Origin of the sequence: Frischella japonica (assembly GCF_014489845.1) — a bacterium.
Taxonomy (GTDB): domain Bacteria; phylum Pseudomonadota; class Gammaproteobacteria; order Enterobacterales; family Orbaceae; genus Frischella; species Frischella japonica.
This window is the reverse complement of sequence record NZ_JABURY010000021.1, coordinates 1-22049: the sequence shown is the minus strand read 5'-3', so window position 1 is coordinate 22049 and position 22049 is coordinate 1. Positions and strand designations below refer to the sequence as shown.

The following is a 22049-nucleotide window of genomic DNA, read 5'->3' as shown; positions in this document are numbered from 1 at the left end:
GTAAGGGTTAATATGGCAAAAAAAGATTATTATGAAATTTTAGGGGTAAATAAAAGTGCTGATGAGCGTGAAATAAAAAAAGCTTATAAGCGTCTTGCCATGAAATATCATCCAGATAAGAATCAGGATAATAAGACTGAAGCCGAAGCAAAATTTAAAGAAGTTAAGGAAGCGTATGAAGTTTTGACGGATCCGCAAAAGAAAGCTGCTTATGATCAATATGGTCATGCTGCCTTTGAACAAGGTGGTGGTGCTGGTGGTTTCGGTGGGTTCCAAAGTGGTGCTGATTTTGGTGATGCTTTTGGTGATATTTTTAGTGAATTTTTCGGTGGCGGTCGTGGGCGTAGTCGTGCACAGGCGGAAGCGCGCGGTAATGATTTACAATACAATATTACATTAACACTAGAAGAAGCGGCTGCCGGTGTTTCAAAAGAGATAAAAGTACCAACTGCAGTAGTTTGTGATGTGTGTCACGGTAAAGGTGCAGAAAATGCATCAGATGTTAAAACTTGTGATACTTGTCATGGTAGTGGTGTTGTGCAAATGCGACAAGGCTTTTTTGCTGTGCAACAAGAGTGCCCAACTTGTCATGGTACGGGTAAAATTATTAAGAATCCGTGTAAAAAATGCCATGGTGATGGGCGTATTCAAAAAACTAAGACATTATCGGTTACCATTCCTGCAGGTGTTGATACTGGTAATCGTATTCGATTGTCTGGTGAAGGAGAAGCTGGTCGAAATGGAGCTTCTGCAGGTGATTTGTTTGTTCAAGTCCAGGTTAGAAAACATGATATTTTTGAACGTGATGGCATTAATCTGCATTGTGAAATTCCAATCAATATTGCATTGGCCTCATTAGGTGGAAATGTGGAAGTGCCAACCTTAAATGGTAAAGTAAGTTTAACTATTCCTGCTGAAACACAAACAGGTAAAGTTTTCCGACTTAAAGGGAAAGGAGTGATATCTCTACGTGGTGGTACAATGGGTGATTTATATTGTCATGTTATTGTTGAAACCCCGGTTAACCTGACTTCAAAACAGAAAGAATTGCTAAAAGAGTTTGGTGAAAGTCTCAAGGGTGACAAAGGTTCAAAACATAGTCCAAAAGAGAAAAGTTTTTTTGATAAAGTGAAAAAATTCTTTGGGTAACGAATGAGATATTATTTCAATAACGATTAATAGATAAAAAACCGACAAGTGATATGTCGGTTTTTTTATGGATGACAAAAATCAATAAATTTGATGCCAGCGAAAGAGTTAAAAAATACTGATTTAACATTGAATGTGAAATTATTTTTTTATTTAAAATTTTTTGTTGTCTTAATGACCTAAAAGAATAAATTATTAACCCTATAAAAAAATGTAATTATCATAGGGGGCACATAATATATATATTATGCTCTATTTGTTCAAAAAAGATTATGAATTTTTATATTTTATAGTTAGTCTCAAATTTTTATATAGATAGTTTATTTTTATTGAAATTGAGTGAAACACATATCAACTTGAATAAAAAACGCCTCAATAGTTCAATAAGCGAACAAATAAAAAAAACTAATAATATTGATAAAATTGACATTATATAAATTAGGTTACTATTAAAATATTGAGTAACCTTTAAAAGATCGTTCCAAATAAATGATCTAATAAGATAATTATCATGTATCAAATAAATACCAAATGTTGTTGATGCCAATAAATTTATAAATTCAGATTTTGTAATCTTCATTTGTTTAAACAAAATAAATGAGGAAATTGATATAATTATTATAAAGATCGATCTTTCTTTAATAAAATATAGCGGATGATTAAATGATATATTTTTTAAAGAAAGATAATCTAGTAACAGAATTGATATAAATACAGCAGAAACAGACAATATAATTATTAAATTTAGCAATAGGTTATTGAATTTAAAATCTGCTAAATATTTTCTTATGTAAGCTGATATAAAATAAAGATAAACAAAAAAACCAAAATTTCCTATTTCAATATTCAGGATAGGAATATTTAGAATAATTGTGGATATGGTTATTATAATTAAATGAGTTTTTTGTTGAATATTTTCAACTATGATATTTATAAAGGGACTAAAAATAACCATTAATAAAAATGCATTAACAAACCAATATCCAACAGGAATTAATGATTTAATTATTTCTTTTATTGAAATATCTTTGAAAAAGAAAAGTATACAAGCTATTGTTAATGAATAAAAGTATACTGGTGTGATAATCTTAATGACTGAATCTTTTATATTAAGATTATTTTGTTTACTAAGAAAAAAAGCGGATATCAATACAAAAAGATTAACCCCAACCTTACCCCCGATAGATAATGATTGAATATAAAGTTTATTAAATGAAACACCTGATTCAAAATACCAATCACCATGAATTGAATAATGATGGGTTACAATTAATAACATAGCAAGAATTCTGAGTAATTCAAAATTTGAGTATCTTATTTTTGACATTTTCACTCTTTAAATATTATTTTTTTTATTAAACCAAAGGTTTTTTCTTTTATTATGATTGCCATTGACCTTTAAATTAGGTAAAGATTAACCATTTTTTGTGAGAGAAGCCTATCTATATTAGATGTTAAAGTCAACATATATAAAGATTTACGTGAGAACATAAAGTAAAGGATAAAAAAATCAACAGGTTAAATTAACATATAAAATAAGAAAGGTTTAAAATTAAATTTATTGGAAAACAAACAGATGAAAATATACTAACTCAATGCTTTCAAAACAAAATCAAGCTGATAATATATTTGCCAGATAAATTTATCATTACAGATATTGATGTATTGTTGAAAGCTAACAATATAAATAAAAAAGTCATATAGTGAGCTTGCTTAGTGGCAATTTTGGATAATTTTTTGATTGTCATGAATTTGAAAATACGTGGTGCTTTTTCAATACTAAATATACTAAACATAGTGTATATTATCAAACTGATTGCTGGTTAATGTCATTCATGATTCACTGTATCAATATGATATGAAAAAAATAAAATTTAAAGACATTGCTCAGATGGCAGGGGTTTCGACAACGACTGTTAGTCATATTTTTAATGGCAATGTAACGCGACATAGAATTTCCGAATGCACCCGAACCAAGGTAATTAATATTGCTAAGCAATATCAACAACAACCGCATATTCAACGCGCAATTATTAAAGCCACCCGCACCAAGACCATTGGAGTGATTGTACCGGATATTTCAAATATCAGTTTTTCATTGTTTTTGCATAAGTTAGAGACCATAGCGAGTCAACAAGGTATTCAATTATTGATTGCCAGTAGCCATTATGATGCACATCAAGAAGTAGTATCAGTCCAAAATTTACTAGAACGTAAAGTGGATGGTATCATCACGATTACTTCTTTAACTGATGATGCTTTTTATCAACAGATTAAAGACAATACCCCAATCCTATTTTATGATCGTTATATTTCGGGTAGTTCTATTCCCTGTGTAACCAGTGAATCTATTCAATCAGTCGCAACGTTAATTGCACAGAAAGCCAAAGAATTAGGGGAGTTTTATTTTCTGGCCGGAGATAGTCAATTATCAACAATTAATGAACGCTTAATCGGGTTTAAACACGGTATTGAATTAGCCGGATTAACTGTTAAATCTAACTGGATTATATGTGAGCAATACCGAGAAAATTTAGGTTATTATCTTACACAAACTTTGGTAAATCAAATCGGTCGGATACCGAGAGCTATTTTCACCCCTTCCGGCAATCTTTTAGAAGGGGTGTTATTATATTTGAAAGCACAACATGTTCAGCGTCAGGATATCTATTTGTGTTCTTATGATTATAACTTGTATCACAATTTGCTATGCTATGACGTTGATATTATTGCACAAAACTATGATGCTATGGCAGAAAACTGTTTTAAGAACATCCAATTACTCATTGAGCGAAAGGTGCTCAAGCGATCGTTAACTTATATTCAACCAAGTACCATTTTTTATCATCAGTAATAATTTTAAATAGATTATATCGATTTAAAAGGTATTGCTTAGCATAGCAAATGTTAATGAGGTGTTAATGTTTTTGCTCTAAAGTTTTTTCTAATTCACTGAATACTCCATCTAGTTTATCTTGATCTGTCACGATATGATATTTACCTTCAGTTTCCGATATATTTGCTACAGATTCTAATTCTGCGATTTTATCTTTATGCACAAGTTTGCTATCTTTAATATCAATTCTCAAGCGCGTAGCGCAATGGGTAACAAAATTAATATTTTCGGCACCTCCGAGTAATGAAACAAGTTCCATTACCATTTTTAAATAACTTTTTGTCATTTTATCGTTTCTCTTATTTATCTAAATCGGATTAGCAGTAAGTGATATTTAGCTTACTAAAGTTAAAGTTTTACAACTTACAAGTCTGAATTGACGTTGCAGTTTTTCATTGTTGCTATTAAGCACAACCTAGGGCATTTTTAAATACGCTAGGTTGTGGAAAATTGTTATCCTAACGCGGCAAGCGTTGTTGTTGATTTGGGAAAACTGGATTATGATTTTGCGTTGGGTTTTGATACCAATATGCCACAGTAGCAATATCATCTTGCCGTTCATATAAACGAATATCATCATTACCAATTTGTTGGAAAGTTACTTTAAGATCTTCATGAAAAGCAATTGGATCAGGTAAGTGCCAGCGATATAGCCCATGCATTGGTAAAGCATCATCACCAAAACCATGCACTGGATTGGCATCACCAGTTTGAAAATAATCTCGTGTATGATCGCGATTCGTTTGCCATGGATAACCCACAAATAGAGTTTGGAAGCATTGCGCCGAAGCACGCCCTTTATCATCACGATGATGAAATGCCCAAGCACCACCAAAATAATCTTCGGATCCGGTAGAATTTTGTGTTGGATAGTCGGAGTCACCATCTAAATAAAATTTAAATTCGCCTTCACCCCACCAGTAACGTTCTAGAGCGGTAAGAGCAAGATAAGTTCCCACATAATAGCCGTGACCTTTAACATTATCGATAATGACATAATCAACCCCAGGATTAGTCACACGTTGACGGCGCCATTGTGCGTGAAAATATAGCGGTTCAACAAAGGGTTGTGGCATCAAGGCATAATTGACAGTAAAGAAGAAATGTTCAAGATCAGCTTCATGTTCATTAGTGATAACAATTTTAGCTGATTTATTAAATGGCATTCTAAAGTAGCTATTAAATCCACCAGTAGGGTTCACTACAATAGGTAACGAGTTGATATCACAACGGGCACCAAAACCGTTACAGAAAAAGTCCCCAATAGGCGATTCAACCGATGGCACTTGTTCATCATCCCAATAAATTCGAATAACAACATCACGTAAAACAAAGCTACCACGAACCGTTTTATCTGTCAGTGTGAACCAAATATGGCGGATTTCAGCAGGCCCTTTAATATCAGCAATGGTTACGCTTTCACCGCTTTTAATACGAATATAACCACTGCCTTTTCGACTTGGTCCGAGATGGCTGGCTGCCATGCATGATTTACCTTTTTCACCGGTCATATTTTCGGGCGATATTGTACGTGTTTGTTCGTGTTGAAATGTAGTTACAGAGCTAAGTAAATTCATTATGATACCTCGTAGTTAATTATGCGATAATTTATATTAAAATATTATGTAACTCGATTAGTTAACGTCATTAATCGAATTATGATTTTGCACCAAACTTTTCTTTTCACTATTTAAAAACGCAATGGCAAAAATCATAAATAAGACAACGATAAATCCCAGACCTTTAAAGGTAGCGGCAGGGCCATTGGCATCATAAAAATTACCGGCAATAGTCGAAAATAGAATGACACCGACGGAACCAGCGACTTGATAACCAACTAAAAAAACGGTGGCGGATAAACGTTTATCAAAATTAAGGGCAATATATTTAAACACTGCAACCAAAACAGTTGTAATTTCGAGACAGTGCATTAATTTGATAATTGAGATAAAGAAAATTGATTCGGCATAGCCAGTCATTAAGATTCTAGCTGCTGACACACATGCTGCAAAGATAAGTGCATTTTTAGCCCCAACTTTATTGACAATAAATGGCACAGTAAACATAACAGCTGCTTCAAGAAATACTTGTAACGAATTTAACATACCATATATTTCATATCCTGCGCCTTCATTACCAAATAGATTAGTAAAATAAACAGGGAAGAGTTGTTGATCATAGATATTGTATAAACTGTAAGTTCCTAATACGTATATGACGAAAACCCAGAAATCTTTTAATTTGAAAACAGCAATAATCTCATTTAATTTCAATGGTTCATTGACTTTGACCATTGATAAATTAGCTCTACTTAAATCAGGTTTAAATAAGATATTTAACGTAATAAATAAAAGACCAATTACGGAAGCTGCCCAAAAATTAAGATGTGGATTTTTTGAAATAAGTATTCCTGCAATGAAGGTACCGATAGCATAGGCAATGCATCCCCATGTACGAGCTTGTCCGAATTCAAAACCAAAAGCCCGGCTTATTTTTTCACAATAAGAATCAATTAATCCCATTCCAGCTATCCAGCCAAAACCTAAATAAATACTGCCGGAAATAACACCAATATAAAAATGGGAGCGTAGTAGTGGTTCATAAACATAAATTAAAAACGGCGCACCACCGGTGATGATCAAACTTTGAAACCAAACTAAATGTTTACGCAAAACCAATTTATCTTGAGTGATGCCATAAAAGAACATGATGATTAAGGCAATAAAATAATTGCAAGAGTAAAGAATGCCAGTTTGTTCAGCGGTTAAACCAATTTTCTTACTTAGCCAGATTGCGTAAAAGGAAAAGACTAAACTTCCTGCCGCATAATAGACCATACTGTAACAAGATGAAAACCAATAGTTGGTATTTTTATAGAATGCAGTACTCATTTTTTTATGCTCCATCTAAGGAAAGTAGATTTAGACTAATTAGCTAAATTTTTAGCCAGAAATCTAAACTTTCATAAATGAGAGCAAGATCACGTAATTTGTTTATTTTTAATAAAACAATAGTTTATTTTTCACCCTATAAAAACGAAAATTAACTCGTATAGCTCATTTGGTGTAAAACGTTGTAACTGTTGCATTTTATTTTTAGTAATATGAGTTATTAACTACAGGTATGGCTTATTTTAGATTAACTTTTTGTCAAGGTACAATTTGGGTGATCGATTTTGTGTGCCTATTTTTTTATATAAGCGTTTAAATCTTTTTTCACGCTAAATTAGTTTGAATAATAATTAATTCGATAATATCTGTTATCATAATTTCATTGCTGATTGAGTCTTGTATGTGAATGGCTAACTAATAAATGACGGAAGAATATTTAGCTAAAGTTGAATGATAACTCATTGAAATTAAGATAATAAAAAAGCCTACTCGAATAGGTAGGCTTTTTTATATTAAATTGGTCGGCGAGAGAGGATTCGAACCTCCGACCCACTGGTCCCAAACCAGTTGCGCTACCAAGCTGCGCTACTCGCCGTCAGAATAAGTGGGGTGGCTAATGGGACTCGAACCCACGACAACTGGAATCACAATCCAGGGCTCTACCAACTGAGCTATAGCCACCATACGAATCAGGACGCAATATTACGCATTTAGCGGAGATTTGTCCAGTAAATTTTTTATCAAGCAGTGTCTAATTGCTTATATTATAATCGGCTTGATAAAATGTTGTGTTTTATATTAAGAGAACTGTCAAGACATCGGATTAATTAAACAGAAAATTTGAATTTATTTAATAAATTATAGCGTTATAAAAAATTAAAATATTGATAAGCGGATATTTTATAAATTTTACTATTTTTAAGGAATGAATGCGATCTTATGTCAGATAAATCTTATAAATAACAATGGGTTAACATTTATACTTGTTTCAATCCAATTTCCTCGCCATAATAGCAGCCATAGTTAGTTCGTAATAGATGATAAATCAACTGGTATTTATCATGAATTTTATTTATATTGAACAAAATATATTATACTTAGGGGTACATAAACATGCATAGGCAAGATGTCACTATCACTGCACCAAATGGTCTGCATACTCGGCCGGCCGCTCAATTTGTCAAAGAAGCAAAAGCGTTTAATTCTGAGATAACGGTGACTTCAAATGGCAAAACTGCGAGTGCAAAAAGTTTATTTAAATTACAAACCTTAGGGTTAACTCAGGGAACAGTAATTACCATTTCCGCTGATGGTGAAGACGAAAAAGAAGCTGTCGACCATCTGGTCAAGCTAATACCAGAGCTTGAATAATTCCTCCTTCCGAATTTAAAAATGTTAAATTTCTATAATATCATCATATAAGGATAAAATATTATGGTTACAGGTATACTTGTGTCGCCAGGCATAGCCTTTGCTAAGGCTCTACTATTAAAAGAAGATGAAATTGTTATTAACACAAGACCCATTGCTGATAACAAGGTGAATGATGAAATTGAGCGCTTTAAAAGTGCCCGCGAAAAATCGAGCCAACAATTAAACTCTATTATGGAGCGCGCTAAAAAAACTTTAGGTGAAGATAAGGCCGCAATTTTTGAAGGTCACATCATGCTGTTGGAAGATGAAGATCTGGAATCTGAAGTAATTAATCGTATAAAAACAAAACATGTATCTGCGGATTCTGCAGTTAATGCTGTTTTTGAAGCGCAAGCGAAAGAACTTGAAGGTTTAGATGATGAATATTTAAAAGAACGTGCGGCTGATATTCGTGATATTGGTAAACGTTTACTTAAAAATATTCTTGGTTTGGAAATAGTTGATTTAAGTGCTATTAATGAACCATGTATTTTAGTTGCTAACGATTTAACGCCGTCTGAAACCGCACAGTTAAATTTAGAAATGGTACTTGGCTTTATCACCGATATTGGTGGACGTACTTCGCATACTTCGATTATGGCGCGTTCTCTTGAAATTCCTGCCATTGTTGGAACATCGAATGCAACAAAAGAAATTAAACATGGTGATTTTCTGGTTCTCGATGCCATCAATAATAAAATTTACATTAATCCGAATGATAAGACCATTGAGCAATTAAAATCCGTTCAAAAGCAATTTATCGCCGATAAAGAAGAGTTAGCTAAATTAAAAGATTTACCGGCTATTACCTTAGACGGTCATCAAGTGGAAGTATGTGCTAACATCGGTACAGTGCGTGATATTGCTGGTGCTGAACGTAATGGCTATGAAGGTGTTGGGCTTTATCGTACTGAATTTTTATTTATGGATCGTGACGCTTATCCGAACGAAGAAGAGCAATTTAAAGCTTATAAAGAAGTTGCGGAATCAACTAATGGTTTAGCGGTTATTGTTCGTACAATGGATATTGGTGGTGATAAAGATGTACCATATATGCATTTACCGAAGGAAGAAAATCCATTCTTAGGTTGGCGAGCTATTCGTATCTGTATGGATAAAAAAGAGATTCTTCACGCACAATTACGTGCCATTTTACGAGCTTCCGCTTTTGGTAAATTACGTATTATGTTCCCGATGATTATTTCGGTTGAAGAAGTACAGATTTTAAAATCAGAATTAAATACGCTTAAACAACAGCTAAAATCTGAAGGCAAAAAATTTGACGAAAATATTGAAGTTGGTGTAATGGTTGAAACACCATCTGCAGCAGTTATTGCGCGTCATTTAGCTAAAGAAGTGGATTTCTTAAGTATTGGCACTAATGATTTAACACAATATACTTTAGCAGTTGATCGTGGTAATGAATTAATTTCTCATCTTTATAATCCGCTTTCACCATCGGTATTGAATCTTATCAAAAATGTGATTGATGCATCACATCAAGAAGGTAAATGGACTGGGATGTGCGGTGAATTGGGTGGTGATGAGCGTGCTACGGTCTTATTGCTTGGTATGGGATTAGATGAGTTTAGTATGGGATCAATTTCGATTCCAAAAATTAAAAAAATTATTCGTAATACCCATTTTAGTGAAGCGAAAAAACTAGCTGATGAGGTATTACAAAAAGCGACAGCCAAAGAAATTAGTGATTTACTTGAAAAATTTGCTGCTGAAAAGCAAGTTTATTAGGAGAATGCCATGGGTTTTTTCGATAAGTTAAAACAGTTTGTTTCTGATGATGATCAGAATTTTATTGAGATTTTAGCACCACTTTCTGGTGAGATTGTTAAAATTGAAGATGTACCTGATGTCGTATTTGCAGAAAAGATTGTTGGTGATGGTGTAGCAATCAAACCTAATGGGAATAAAATTGTTGCACCAGTATCTGGTAAGATTGTTAAGATTTTCGAAACGAACCATGCTTTTGCAATCGAATCTAATGATGGTATTGCACTTTTTGTTCACTTTGGTATTGACACGGTCGAGTTAAAAGGTGAAGGTTTTACACGTATTGCTTATGAAGGACAACAAGTCAGAGTTGGTGATACAGTCATTGAGTTTGACTTGCCGTTTTTAGCCAATAAAGCTAAGTCTGTGTTAACACCGGTTGTTATTTCTAATATGGATAGTATCCATAATTTAGTGAAGTTAGTCGGAACCGTTGAAGAAGGTAAAACGCCGATCATGAAGGTAAAAAAATAAACGGTTATCATCTTAATAAAAAAACCGCCAAACGGCGGTTTTTCTTTTACTTATTAGAATAACATCCAATTAACGCCAAGATTTATAACGATTGATTAGGTTATTTGTAGAACTGTCATGAGTGGTAATTGGGTTATCATTCTCAAGTTCAGGTAAAATACGTCCAGCTAATTGTTTACCTAATTCTACCCCCCATTGGTCAAAACTAAAGATGTTCCAAATAACGCCCTGTGTGAAAATTTTATGTTCGTAAATGGCAATTAATGCACCTAAAGCATAAGGTGTAATTTCTTTTAGAAGAATAGAATTAGTTGGTCGATTACCTTCAAAGACTTTAAATGGGATAATGGTTTGAACATCATCCAAATTTTTGCCGGCAGCAGTAAACTCTTGTTCAACTACTGCCTCGTTTTTACCAAATGCTAATGCTTCAGTTTGGGCAAAAAAGTTGGATAATAATTTTTGATGATGATCGCCTAGTGGATTATGGCTAATTGCTGGGGCAATAAAATCACAAGGAATCAATTTAGTGCCTTGATGAATTAATTGATAAAACGCATGTTGGCCATTGGTACCTGGTTCACCCCAAATAATTGGCCCGGTAGTATAGCTAACTTTCTGACCGTTACGATCGACATATTTGCCATTTGATTCCATATTACCTTGTTGGAAATAAGCAGCAAAACGATGCATATATTGATCATAAGGTAAAATAGCTTCAGTTTCAGCACCGAAGAAGTTGTTATACCATAAATTGATTAAAGCCAACGTTACAGGAATATTTTTCTCAAATGATGTTTCACAGAAGTGTTTATCAATATCATGCGCGCCCGCTAATAATTGCTTAAAGTTATCAAAACCAATTGATAATACGATTGATAATCCAATTGCTGACCACAATGAATAACGACCACCGACCCAATCCCAGAATTCAAACATGTTAGCCGTATCAATACCAAATTTTTCCACTTCTTTGGTATTCGTTGATAACGCAACAAAATGTTTAGCAACGGCAGTTTCATCTTTAGCAATATCTAATAACCATTCACGGGCACTTTGTGCATTGGTCATAGTTTCTTGTGTCGTAAAGGTTTTTGAAGCGATTAAAAATAATGTCGTTTCTGGATTGACTTTTTTCAATGTTTCGACGATTTGGGTACCATCAATGTTTGATACAAAGTGCATATTTAGATGATTTTTATAAGGTCGTAGTGCTTCAGTCACCATAAATGGACCGAGATCAGAACCACCAATACCAATATTTACGATGTCAGTTATCGCTTTACCAGTAAAGCCTTTCCATTCGCCACTGATAATTCTATGACTAAAGGTTTCCATTTTCGCTAGTACAGCATTGACATCATCCATTACATTTTTGCCATCGACAGAGATCGGTGTATTAGATAAGTTACGTAAAGCGATATGTAAAACAGCGCGATCTTCAGTACGGTTAATTTTTTCTCCACTGAACATTGCTTGAATTGCTTCACGTAATCCGCTTTGTGTCGCTAGTGCCCGCAATTTTTCAAGCGTTGTTTCAGTGATTCGGTTTTTGGAATAATCAATAAAAATTTGATCATTAAATGTTAACGTAAATTTATTTGCGCGATCGCTATCTTTAGCAAACAAAGATTGTATAGTGCAATCTTGCATTTGCTCAAAATGTGACTGTAATTCTTGCCAAGCAGCCGTTTTGGTTGGATCTACATTTTTTAGCATAAGACATATACTCCATTATTATTAAGATTCATCCATGATATAACGCTTTACTAAAGAATCAACCAGCGCTTAACAATTTTTTACAGCCTCATTTTGCGTGTAAGATTTTTGAGCATGAAAATATACTGCCATGACAATTGCTGCGATGATGGTTAAATAGATAATGTATGCTCCGTAAGTAGCAAACATATCAACTAATGTACGTCCGCGCATCGCAAAATCGCGGAAAAATCGGAATAACCAAACTAACGGGAATGCATAACTTGTATAATATGCCCAAAGTGGTAAAAGGCCGACTGCCATGGTAGATCCCCCCATAATAAAACCAGGAGGAACTAAGAATATCATGCGACTAGCACCTTCACCGGGATTTTTGGTATTCCAGGACAACAAAAATCCTAACCATCCAAATGCTAAACCAGTCATAAATATGCTTGGTACATAAGCAAAGTAGTTGCCTTCAAAACGTAGTTGCCCAAATATCACTAATATTGCTCCGATCAAAGTTAAACCCGTGGTATAAAATAGCGCATAAGGTATCGTTCTGGCCATTAATGCTAACGGACCTCTTTCCATTACGCTATTCCATAAGCCAGTCACTTTTAGACGACCAACAATCATTAACGAAGTTAACCCGTACGTTAATGAAGAAAAGAAATACACAAAATAGATAATGGTAGAAATGGTTGATGCACTAGCTGGATTGAACATATAGCGTGATTTTAGTTGCATTGGTACCAGTGTTGCTTCGGTACTTTCTTTACCCAAGCCTAAAGCTGATACGCGATTTACGCTAATTTCAGCCCCTAACTCAGGAATATATTCATTTAAGCTAGGTAAGATTTTGGCATTTTGCGCATCATTTGTATCATCTACAAAGTAACCTAAATTGACTGATTGATCACCTCTTTTCAAACTTTTTTCTAATCCTTTCGGAATATATAAGACGCCAAGATTACGATCGTGCGAGACTAAAGTTATGGGATTAACAGGGGCGCGAATGACTTCACTTACTTGTATATAAGGTGAAGTATTAATTTTGCTGATCAATTCAGTCGAGTATTTAGAGCCATCAAGATCGATTACTGCAATCTTGCCTTCAAAAACTGATCCATGACTCAATACTAATGAAAATATTAATGCGATGATAGCAGCCAGACCTATTGCTACCTTATAGTAAGGTATGAAATGCCCAGACAGCATCGCATCAACTTCTTCTAATATAGATTTAATGATGTTTTGCATCATTGACCTCAATTGTCATTCCAGTTAAAAGATGAGGAATATTGTCCATATAGATTCTAACTTGAAAAGACGTTAAATCCGCTTGGCCTCTTTCCCGTGTCATACGTAAATCCGCAAAAGATGGTGCAACGGTTGCAAAACGGACTTTTCCTTTAATTTGTTTATCTAATGCGACAACATTTGCAGTAACTGTTGTTCCCGGTTGGTAATCATTTACCATGCTTTCGTTGACATAAATATCAACATATTTGCGATCCGTTTCAAGTAATACTGCTGGTGCGCCAGTCGGGACTAATTCACCATCTTCATACATTAGCTTTAATACTTTTCCATCTTCCGGTGCTACTAATGTAAGGCGTTGATAATTAATTTGTAATTGTTCTAATTCAGCTTGCGACTGACTTAACTGAGCATGCAACTGGGTCAATTGATTATGACGGTTTTGAATAGTCTGGCGAGCATTAATAATCGATTGTAATGTCATACCGGTTGCATTTTTAGTCTTAGCGAACTGGGCTAATTGTTCAGATGTTGCACCAACCATTAATGTTGATAATTGGCTTTGTAATTGCACGACACTCATCTTTGCTGAGATGTAGGTATTACGTGTGCTATCTAATTGCGATTGCGAGACACCGCCCGCTTTACGTAACTGAATGTGCCGTTCATATTCGGTCTGTGTAAAATCGCGAGCTGATATAGCGGCATCAAGATTGGCTTGTACCGCTTCAATATTGCGCCAAGTAGCCTCTTCAGCAAGATTAGTTTCATTTTCAGCGATTTTAATCGCTAATTCTTCCTGACGGATTGATGCTTCTTGTCCAGCAATGACAGCTTTTAAACGTTCAATGGCTAAACGCGTATCAGTATCTTCTAATACCATCAAAACATCACCTTTTTTAACATACTGAGATTCTTGAACAGCACGTGTTAATACCTTTCCACCTACATTTTGGAACGCTACATTGATTTCATCAGCTGTTAATACGCCTGATTTAATACTTTTGGCTACGGTGACGGCATCGTTTCTCGAACCAAAATAGATCAAGGTAGAACCAATGGTAAGTAATACTAAAAAAATAATTGGGATTTTAACGTTTTTGTTCATAATATATACTATTTTCCGTTTATTTAGTCGACTAACTATCTAATTAAAAAAGACTAACGATAGTGTTCTATCATTAGTTTATTTTCTTAACAATTTACGTAACATTAAGATTAACGACTCCTGTTCCTGTGGTTCGAGGACTTTAGCAAATGCTCGAATTGCTTTGAGATGATTTGGTAAGGCTTTTTGTATAAGCTTTACGCCGTCCGGGCTCAATGAGATGAGACGTGAACGACCATCATCCCCATTTTTAGCAATGCAAATTAAGGGCGATTTAGCCGCCAACATTCTTTTAACCATTACTGAAATTGTGGCCGGGGTTACCCCTACTCGCAGAGCCAGTTCACTGGTACAGGTCTCACCTTCAGAATATAATGACATTAGTAATGCAAATTTTCCTTCTGAAACATCGTAATCTTTGGCTAATTGAGCGTAAATGCTCGAACGGATCAAATCCGCAGTTGTAATTAAACTCAAGACTAAATCGACACCAGAAACGTCTACTGTATGTTCACTTAGATTTTGTGCTCGCGCTAGGGTTTCTCGAGAAGGTAAAGTCCGTGAATTGTAATACATAAATGATAACTCATATTATTTAGTCGGCTAATTATATCAGTGAAATAAAAAATTGCAACGGTTTGAATTATGAAAGGGATGGCTTATAAAATTAAATAAAACAACACCTTATGTTAATGCGTGGAATTTATTGATGTCTCAATGTTGTTTTAAATGGATTAATATTTAATCTGTGTCGGTCGAAATTATGCCGATATAAATGATATGTAGATAGTCTAATTAATCGTTACCGCCGCACAAATTATTTCGCTATACCTCTAAAGTAGTAATGCTTGTGGGTAATTATATTCTGTGTGAGGTTTCATACAATGTGCACCATAACTAATTTAAAGATATAAAACTAAAATAATTGGGGAGCTTTGTATGAATAAAACGAATCTCGTTATCATTGGTAATGGGATGGTTGGGCATCGTTTTGTTGAAGAACTAATCGATAAACAGGTGTCTAATCAGTTTAATATAACGATTTTTTGTGAAGAACCGCGAGTAGCTTATGATCGGGTTCATCTTTCTTCCTATTTTAATGATCATAATGCGCAAGCACTTTCTTTAGTTAGTGACGGATTATATCAAACGAATCAAATTAATCTGTTATTGAATGAGCGGGCTATTGGAATTAATCGTCAAGCTAAAGAGGTTTATGCGCAATCTGGTCAAGTAATACCTTACGATAAATTAGTTATCGCTACCGGATCTTACCCTTGGGTGCCGCCAATTAAAGGTGCGGATGGGAAAAACTGCTTTGTTTATCGCACTATTGAAGATCTTGACGCGATAAGCGCATGTGCTAAATATAGTCGACGTGGTGCAGTTGTGGGTGGTGGGTTATTAGGATTAGAAGCAGCTGGGGCAGTGAAAAATTTAGGTATGGAAACCCATGTTGTAGAATTTGCTCCAGTCCTCATGGCAGAACAGCTTGATGCATTAGGTGGCGAACAGTTACGTCGCAAAATTGAAGCCATGGGTGTAGGTGTTCATACCAATAAAAATACATTAGAAATTACCGATGCAGCTAATGGAAAGGTTATGCAATTTGCTGATGGTAGCTCACTGGAAATCGATTTCATTGTTTTTTCAACAGGTATAAGGCCACAAGATAAATTAGCACGCGAATGCCAACTTGAGATAGCACCACGTGGTGGTATAGTCATTAATGATTATTGCCAAACATCCGATGCTAATATTTATGCTATTGGTGAGTGTGCTGCTTGGCAAGGGCGGGTTTTTGGGTTAGTTGCACCAGGTTATAAAATGGCGCAAGTTGCTATTGCTCATTTACTTGGTGAAGCGTTAACCTTCGATGGTGCCGATATGAGTGCTAAATTAAAGTTGATGGGGGTGGATGTAGGTAGTATTGGCGATGCTAAGGGAAAGACGGCTAATTGTCGTAGTTATATTTATCTGGATGAAAATATTCCCGTGTATAAAAAATTAGTTGTCTCACCCGATCATCAACGACTGCTTGGCGCCGTATTAGTTGGTGATACAGCTGACTATAGCAATTTGTTACAGATGATGCTAAATCAGATGCCATTACCTGAACATCCTGACACATTGATTTTACCTGCTCATGCTGGGGTTAAGCCCGCACTCGGGGTAGATGCCTTACCTGATTCTGCGCAGATTTGTTCTTGTTTCGATGTGACCAAAGCACGCATTGTGCAAGCGATTCAGGCGGGTTGCCATACCGTAGCGGCTATTAAAGCTGAAACCAAAGCTGGTACTGGGTGTGGTGGCTGTCTGCCGTTAGTGACACAAATTCTTAATATGGAATTAACCAAGCAAGGCATCGAAGTGAGCCATGCGTTATGTGAACATTTTAAGTATTCCCGTCAGGAACTTTATCATCTTATTCGAGTGGAAGGGTTAACTTCATTTAATGAAATTATTCATAAACATGGACAAGGATATGGTTGTGAAATATGTAAACCGACAATTGGTTCATTACTTGCTTCTTGTTGGAATAATTACATTCTTGAGCCTGCGCTTACCCCTTTGCAAGACAGTAACGATATTTTCTTAGGTAATATTCAGAAAAATGGTACCTATTCAGTGATTCCGCGTAGTGCTGGAGGTGAAATTACTCCGGATGGATTAATTGCAATAGGTCAAATCGCCAAAAAGTATCAGCTCTATTCTAAAATTACCGGTTCACAGCGTATTGGTTTATTTGGTGCACAAAAGGATGATTTGCCAGCAATTTGGCAAGCATTAATCGATGCTGGTTTTGAAAGTGGTTATGCTTATGCTAAAGCGCTACGTATGGCAAAAACCTGTGTTGGTAGTACATGGTGTCGTTTTGGGGTTGGCGATAGTGTTGGCTTTGGGGTAGAGCTTGAACACCGCTATAAAGGTATTCGAGCGCCGCATAAATTTAAATTAGGCGTATCTGGTTGTACGCGTGAATGCGCCGAAGCTCAAGGTAAAGATATTGGTGTTATTGCTACTGAGAACGGTTGGAATCTTTATGTGTGTGGTAATGGTGGTATGAAGCCACGTCATGCGGACTTACTGGCTGCTGACTTGGATAAAGAGACCTTAATCCGCTACCTCGATCGTTTTATCATGTTTTATATTCGTACTGCTGATAAATTACAACGTACATCGGTTTGGCTTGAAAGCTTAGATGGTGGCATTAATTATTTACGTAGTGTTATTATTGACGATAAATTGGGTATTAATGATGAGCTGGAAAAGGAAATGGCTCGCATTCGTAAGTTAGTCGTTTGTGAATGGAAAGAGGCGGTCGAACACTCTGAAAATCAACAACGGTTTGCCCATTTTATTAATAGCCCACAGCGTGATGATAATGTTAAATTTGTGCCTGAACGCCAGCAACATCGTCCAGCAACCGCAAAAGAACGTAAAATTATATTAGGAGAATAGCTATGGAGCAATGGATTACCATTTGTCGACTTGATGATATTTTACCACAAACCGGCGTTTGTGCTTTAGTGAATCAAGATCATGTCGCGATATTTCGCCCATATAATAGCAATGAACTTTATGCAATCAGTAATATCGATCCATTTGCGCAAGCAAGCGTGTTATCGCGTGGGATTATTGCTGAACATGACAATGAGTTATGGGTTGCCAGCCCACTAAAAAAACAACGTTTCCGATTGCGAGATGGCTATTGTTTGGAAGATGCGCATTACTCGGTCGCACATTATGACGTGAAGGTTAATGAGGCGGGATTGGTTCAGGTAAAATTGCCTTAATTTTTATAAAATGGAAGGATAAAACGATGTATACGGAGACAATTACTAAATGTGCGACTAACGCAGCACGTATTGTACGTTTAGCCAAAACTAATCCGATTGGTTTTTGGTTAAGTTCGGCAATGGCTGGTGCTTATGTTGGATTAGGCATTATTCTTATTTTTACTTTAGGTAACTTGCTAGAACCTTCGTTTCGGCCATTGGTGATGGGGGCAACCTTTGGTATTGCCTTAACATTAGTAGTGATTGCTGGTTCAGAATTATTTACTGGTCATACTATGTTTTTAACGTTTGGTGTACAAACCAAAAAAATTACCCATAAACAAATGTGGCTAGTCTTACCACAAACTTGGTTGGGTAATTTATTGGGGTCAATCTTGGTTGCGTTACTATTTTTCTTAACGGCAAGTCCGTTGTTAAATAGTGATACCAGTTTAGTGCACACAGCTGCTTTAGCAAAAACTTCGGCACCAGCAAGCGCGCTATTTTTCCGTGGTGTATTGTGTAATTGGTTAGTTTGTTTAGCGATTTGGATGGCAAATCGTGTAGAGGGCTCGGCTAAGTTTATTGCCATATGGTGGTGCCTACTTGCCTTTATTGCTTGTGGTTATGAACATTCGGTTGCGAATATGACACTTTTTTCCTTGTCATGGTTTGGTCACCATAGTGAAGCTTATAACCTTATGGGAATTGGTCATAATTTATTATGGGTTTCTTTAGGTAATTTGTTATCTGGTGTCATATTTATGGGGTTAGGCTATTGGTATGCCACACCAAAAATAGAACGACCAAACTAATTTTACATTACCGCTTTATCAGATTATAAGTTATCTCACTTGAGATAGCTTATGAGTAATGTTGCCAATTAATGATTAAATCTTTACTAGTTAGTTTATTTTGAGATGTTATGGATTATTTTCCCTTATTTTGCAAATTAGAAAATCGTGATTGTCTTTTAGTGGGTGGAGGAGAGGTCGCTGAACGTAAAGCCCGTTTATTACTTGATGCCGGAGCACGTGTTACAGTTAATGCGAAAGCATTCAATCAACAGTTCATCTGCTGGCAAGAACAGCAACAATTAACCTTAGTTTCCGGTGATTTTTCGGTAGCGTTATTAGATAATAAATGGTTGGTGATTGCGGCCACTAATGATGCCTCAATCAATCAACGGGTGAGTACCGAAGCTGAAAAACGGCGTATTTTCTGCAATGTAGTCGATTCACCAAAAGAGGCCAGTTTTATTATGCCGTCAATTGTTGATCGTTCGCCGATTATGGTTGCGGTATCTTCAGAAGGTCATGCACCGGTATTAGCACGCTTATTACGTGAAAAACTGGAAGCAATTTTACCGCAACATTTAGGTAAATTAGCCGATTATGCAGGCTATTTACGCCAAAAAGTAAAGCAAAAGTACCAAACAATGATCGAACGTCGACGTTTCTGGGAAAAACTATTTACCCATGATCGGTTAGCTCAGGCTTTAGCCAATCATGATTCAGATCAAGTAGAAAGATTGACTCATGAGTTATTTGATACTGAATTGGAGCATCGTGGTGAAGTGGTTTTAGTGGGCGCAGGACCTGGCGATCCGGGTTTATTGACCTTAAAGGGACTACAACAAATTCAGCAGGCGGATATTATTGTATATGATCGGCTGGTTTCGGATGAAATTATGGCGTTGACCAGACGTGATGCGCAACGGGTATTTGTTGGTAAGCGAGCTGGATTTCATTGTGTTCCACAGGAACAAATTAATCAAATGTTGCTTGAACAAGCACAAAAAGGACGGCGTGTGGTACGTTTGAAAGGTGGTGACCCGTTTATTTTTGGACGTGGGGGGGAAGAGTTAGAAACCTTATTTCAAGCTAATATTCCCTTTTCTGTTGTTCCTGGGATTACTGCTGCTTCTGGTTGTTCAGCGTATAGCGGTATTCCATTAACGCATCGTGATTATGCGCATAGTGTTCGTTTAGTCACTGGTCATTTAAAAGATGGTAGTCATCTGGATTGGCAAAGCTTAGCGGCTGAGAAGCAAACACTCGTTTTTTATATGGGACTTTCCCAAGCGGAAGCGATTAGTCAACAATTAATTAAACACGGCATGGATATCAATATGCCAGTCGCAATTATTGAAGCAGGTACCACTATCAAGCAGAAAGTTTTAACCGGCTTGCTTAAAGATTTAACGCAATTAGCGCTACAGGTACATAGTCCTAGTTTAATAATTGTCGGAACAGTTGTGGCTTTAAGAAAGCAATTGAATTGGTTCTCTGAACATTGATATAAATGGTATTCAAAAGGCTAATTATAATGGGGAACTTAGTGTTTTTTATTGATAAAACGGCAACATACATATGTAACGGTATACTTTTCTTGTCGACATTCTCAGCGGTATGATAAACCATCAACTAAGGCGATTATTCTGCCACAAGACAACTAAGTAGTGAATTTAAGCGAGAATATGCGGAGTTGGTGCTGAATTATGGTTATGCACACAAAGATGCCACTAAATAATTAATGTCAGTATTTTATCAATCCAAAATTGGTTAACTCAATATATAACAGAGCGACAAGGTATTCACCCTAAAAGTAGTGTCTTGACACTTGAACAAAAACGAATACAAGCATTAGAGAAACAAGTTAAGCAATTACAAAGCGATAATCAGTTATTAAAAAAGCTCCAACCTTCTTCGCAATAAAAATGACAAGAGGCAACAATTAGCGTTAATGTTGAAGAAGGCCGAAAATGAAACAACTCAAATCTGTCGATGTTTATTATTATCACCGAGTACTTTTTATTATTGAATCAAGCATCGAACTATTATATTAATGAACGCTAGGCTTGAAATTGCCATGAAATCAATTCATAACCAAATGGATGGTATATACGGAAAGAGAAAAGTGTTAGTTGAACTGATAAAAAGAGACTTTAAGGTCGTTAATATTGCTTGATATTCATCAGAACTGTACAGACCATTTCTATCATTGTGAACGATTACTACAAGTGTCTAACCACGATGTAACATCGCCATTATTAAAGCTTGGCAGACTATGTAATGCTTGATAATCTGGTTTTATATTCATTTTTATGGCTTATTTTCATTTGATATAGCCAATTACAAATGGTTTTGTAATTTATAGCTAAATCATCAGCCACTTGTCGATAAGTTTGTTCACTCTTTAAGGCTAAATTAATCGCTTCTTGTTTAAAATAGGGATGATATTTTTGACTCATCATAGACTCCTTTTTAATATTAAAAAGTCGCCGCTAAAACGCGGGCAGATCAGGTAAAAACGCCCCTAAAAGTGCATAATTGGTTATTTAATAATCCAACGCGAATCATTGCTGATATTGTTTAGCCAAATCGCTTTTTAAAGCTTATTAGCAATATTAACTACAGACTACTATCACAAATAGTACAAAAAATAATTGATCTAAATTAAAAAATAACCTATCTTTAGGAATGAATCTGCTTATCGTTATTGTGCATAAAAAAACTTAATAAGTGAACAATAATAAACATTGATTGCAAATAATAAGGAATTCCTATGGCGATCTCACAGCGAGA

The 22049-nt window shown here is 35.6% G+C and carries 18 protein-coding genes and 2 tRNA genes; 9 read left to right on the top strand and 11 right to left on the bottom strand.

The genetic code is table 11. The annotated features are described in order from the left end of the window. Positions 1–12 precede the first annotated feature (12 nt). Positions 13–1149 (top strand): molecular chaperone DnaJ, encoded by a 1137-nt coding sequence (gene dnaJ, locus FcAc13_RS10905; protein WP_187756251.1) that lies wholly within the window; start codon positions 13–15, stop codon positions 1147–1149. 307 nt (positions 1150–1456) lie between these two features. Here the strand turns inward: dnaJ and FcAc13_RS10900 are convergent, their stop codons facing one another. Continuing rightward, positions 1457–2476 carry an acyltransferase family protein gene (locus tag FcAc13_RS10900; protein WP_187756250.1) on the bottom strand — a complete coding sequence of 340 codons (1020 nt, stop codon included), beginning with the start codon at positions 2474–2476 and terminating at the stop codon, positions 1457–1459. Between the two features lie 531 nt (positions 2477–3007). Between FcAc13_RS10900 and FcAc13_RS10895 the strand changes: the two genes are divergently transcribed. Continuing rightward, positions 3008–4003: a substrate-binding domain-containing protein gene (locus FcAc13_RS10895; RefSeq protein ID WP_187756249.1), complete on the top strand. Its 996-nt coding sequence runs from the start codon at positions 3008–3010 to the stop codon at positions 4001–4003. Between the two features lie 64 nt (positions 4004–4067). On the opposite strand, the gene FcAc13_RS10890 is transcribed toward FcAc13_RS10895, so the two are convergent. From FcAc13_RS10890 to FcAc13_RS10870, 5 genes are all read right to left on the bottom strand, one after another. Then, positions 4068–4331, bottom strand: a complete 264-nt coding sequence (locus FcAc13_RS10890) for a PTS sugar transporter subunit IIB (protein WP_187756248.1) — start codon at positions 4329–4331, stop codon at positions 4068–4070. Between the two features lie 172 nt (positions 4332–4503). After that, positions 4504–5622 carry a glycoside hydrolase family 172 protein gene (locus FcAc13_RS10885; RefSeq protein WP_187756247.1) on the bottom strand — a complete coding sequence of 373 codons (1119 nt, stop codon included), beginning with the start codon at positions 5620–5622 and terminating at the stop codon, positions 4504–4506. Positions 5623–5679: 57 nt separating this feature from the next. After that, entirely contained in the window at positions 5680–6936 is a 1257-nt protein-coding gene (locus FcAc13_RS10880) for an oligosaccharide MFS transporter (RefSeq protein WP_187756246.1), read from the bottom strand. Positions 6937–7454: 518 nt separating this feature from the next. Continuing rightward, positions 7455–7531, bottom strand: a tRNA-Pro gene (locus FcAc13_RS10875). A 10-nt stretch (positions 7532–7541) separates the two neighbouring features. After that, positions 7542–7617: transfer RNA gene (locus FcAc13_RS10870), tRNA-His, on the bottom strand. 432 nt (positions 7618–8049) lie between these two features. Here FcAc13_RS10870 and ptsH point away from each other — a divergent pair. The 3 genes from ptsH to crr all read left to right on the top strand — a co-directional run bounded on the left by ptsH (position 8050) and on the right by crr (position 10611). Next, positions 8050–8307 (top strand): phosphocarrier protein Hpr, encoded by a 258-nt coding sequence (ptsH, locus tag FcAc13_RS10865; RefSeq protein ID WP_187756245.1) that lies wholly within the window; start codon positions 8050–8052, stop codon positions 8305–8307. Positions 8308–8370: 63 nt separating this feature from the next. After that, on the top strand, positions 8371–10098 hold the full coding sequence (ptsI, locus tag FcAc13_RS10860) for a phosphoenolpyruvate-protein phosphotransferase PtsI (RefSeq protein WP_187756244.1): 1728 nt from the start codon (positions 8371–8373) through the stop codon (positions 10096–10098). 9 nt (positions 10099–10107) lie between these two features. Then, positions 10108–10611, top strand: a complete 504-nt coding sequence (gene crr, locus FcAc13_RS10855) for a PTS glucose transporter subunit IIA (RefSeq protein ID WP_187756243.1) — start codon at positions 10108–10110, stop codon at positions 10609–10611. Between the two features lie 69 nt (positions 10612–10680). On the opposite strand, the gene pgi is transcribed toward crr, so the two are convergent. The 4 genes from pgi to FcAc13_RS10835 form a co-directional block, all read right to left on the bottom strand. After that, entirely contained in the window at positions 10681–12330 is a 1650-nt protein-coding gene (pgi, locus tag FcAc13_RS10850) for a glucose-6-phosphate isomerase (protein WP_187756242.1), read from the bottom strand. Positions 12331–12399: 69 nt separating this feature from the next. Continuing rightward, complete coding sequence (locus FcAc13_RS10845; protein ID WP_223064593.1) at positions 12400–13578, bottom strand: ABC transporter permease; 1179 nt, start codon at positions 13576–13578, stop codon at positions 12400–12402. Continuing rightward, positions 13559–14683: an HlyD family secretion protein gene (locus FcAc13_RS10840; protein WP_187756241.1), complete on the bottom strand. Its 1125-nt coding sequence runs from the start codon at positions 14681–14683 to the stop codon at positions 13559–13561. The genes FcAc13_RS10845 and FcAc13_RS10840 overlap by 20 nt, the downstream gene beginning before the upstream one ends. A 78-nt stretch (positions 14684–14761) precedes the next feature. Continuing rightward, a complete protein-coding gene (locus FcAc13_RS10835) occupies positions 14762–15259 on the bottom strand; it encodes a MarR family winged helix-turn-helix transcriptional regulator (protein ID WP_187756240.1) in 498 nt (165 codons plus the stop codon). Between the two features lie 363 nt (positions 15260–15622). On the opposite strand from FcAc13_RS10835, the gene nirB reads away from it, so the two are divergent. The 4 genes from nirB (at position 15623) to cysG (ending at position 20761) form a co-directional block, all read left to right on the top strand. After that, on the top strand, positions 15623–18145 hold the full coding sequence (nirB, locus tag FcAc13_RS10830; RefSeq protein WP_187756239.1) for a nitrite reductase large subunit NirB: 2523 nt from the start codon (positions 15623–15625) through the stop codon (positions 18143–18145). A 2-nt stretch (positions 18146–18147) separates the two neighbouring features. Continuing rightward, positions 18148–18480, top strand: coding sequence for a nitrite reductase small subunit NirD (gene nirD / locus FcAc13_RS10825; RefSeq protein ID WP_187756238.1), 333 nt, complete (start codon positions 18148–18150; stop codon positions 18478–18480). Between the two features lie 26 nt (positions 18481–18506). After that, on the top strand, positions 18507–19277 hold the full coding sequence (gene nirC / locus FcAc13_RS10820) for a nitrite transporter NirC (protein WP_187756237.1): 771 nt from the start codon (positions 18507–18509) through the stop codon (positions 19275–19277). A gap of 110 nt (positions 19278–19387) precedes the next feature. After that, complete coding sequence (cysG, locus tag FcAc13_RS10815; RefSeq protein ID WP_187756236.1) at positions 19388–20761, top strand: siroheme synthase CysG; 1374 nt, start codon at positions 19388–19390, stop codon at positions 20759–20761. Positions 20762–21529: 768 nt separating this feature from the next. Here cysG and FcAc13_RS10810 read toward each other — a convergent pair. Then, positions 21530–21715 (bottom strand): transposase, encoded by a 186-nt coding sequence (locus FcAc13_RS10810; protein ID WP_187756235.1) that lies wholly within the window; start codon positions 21713–21715, stop codon positions 21530–21532. Positions 21716–22049 lie beyond the last annotated feature (334 nt).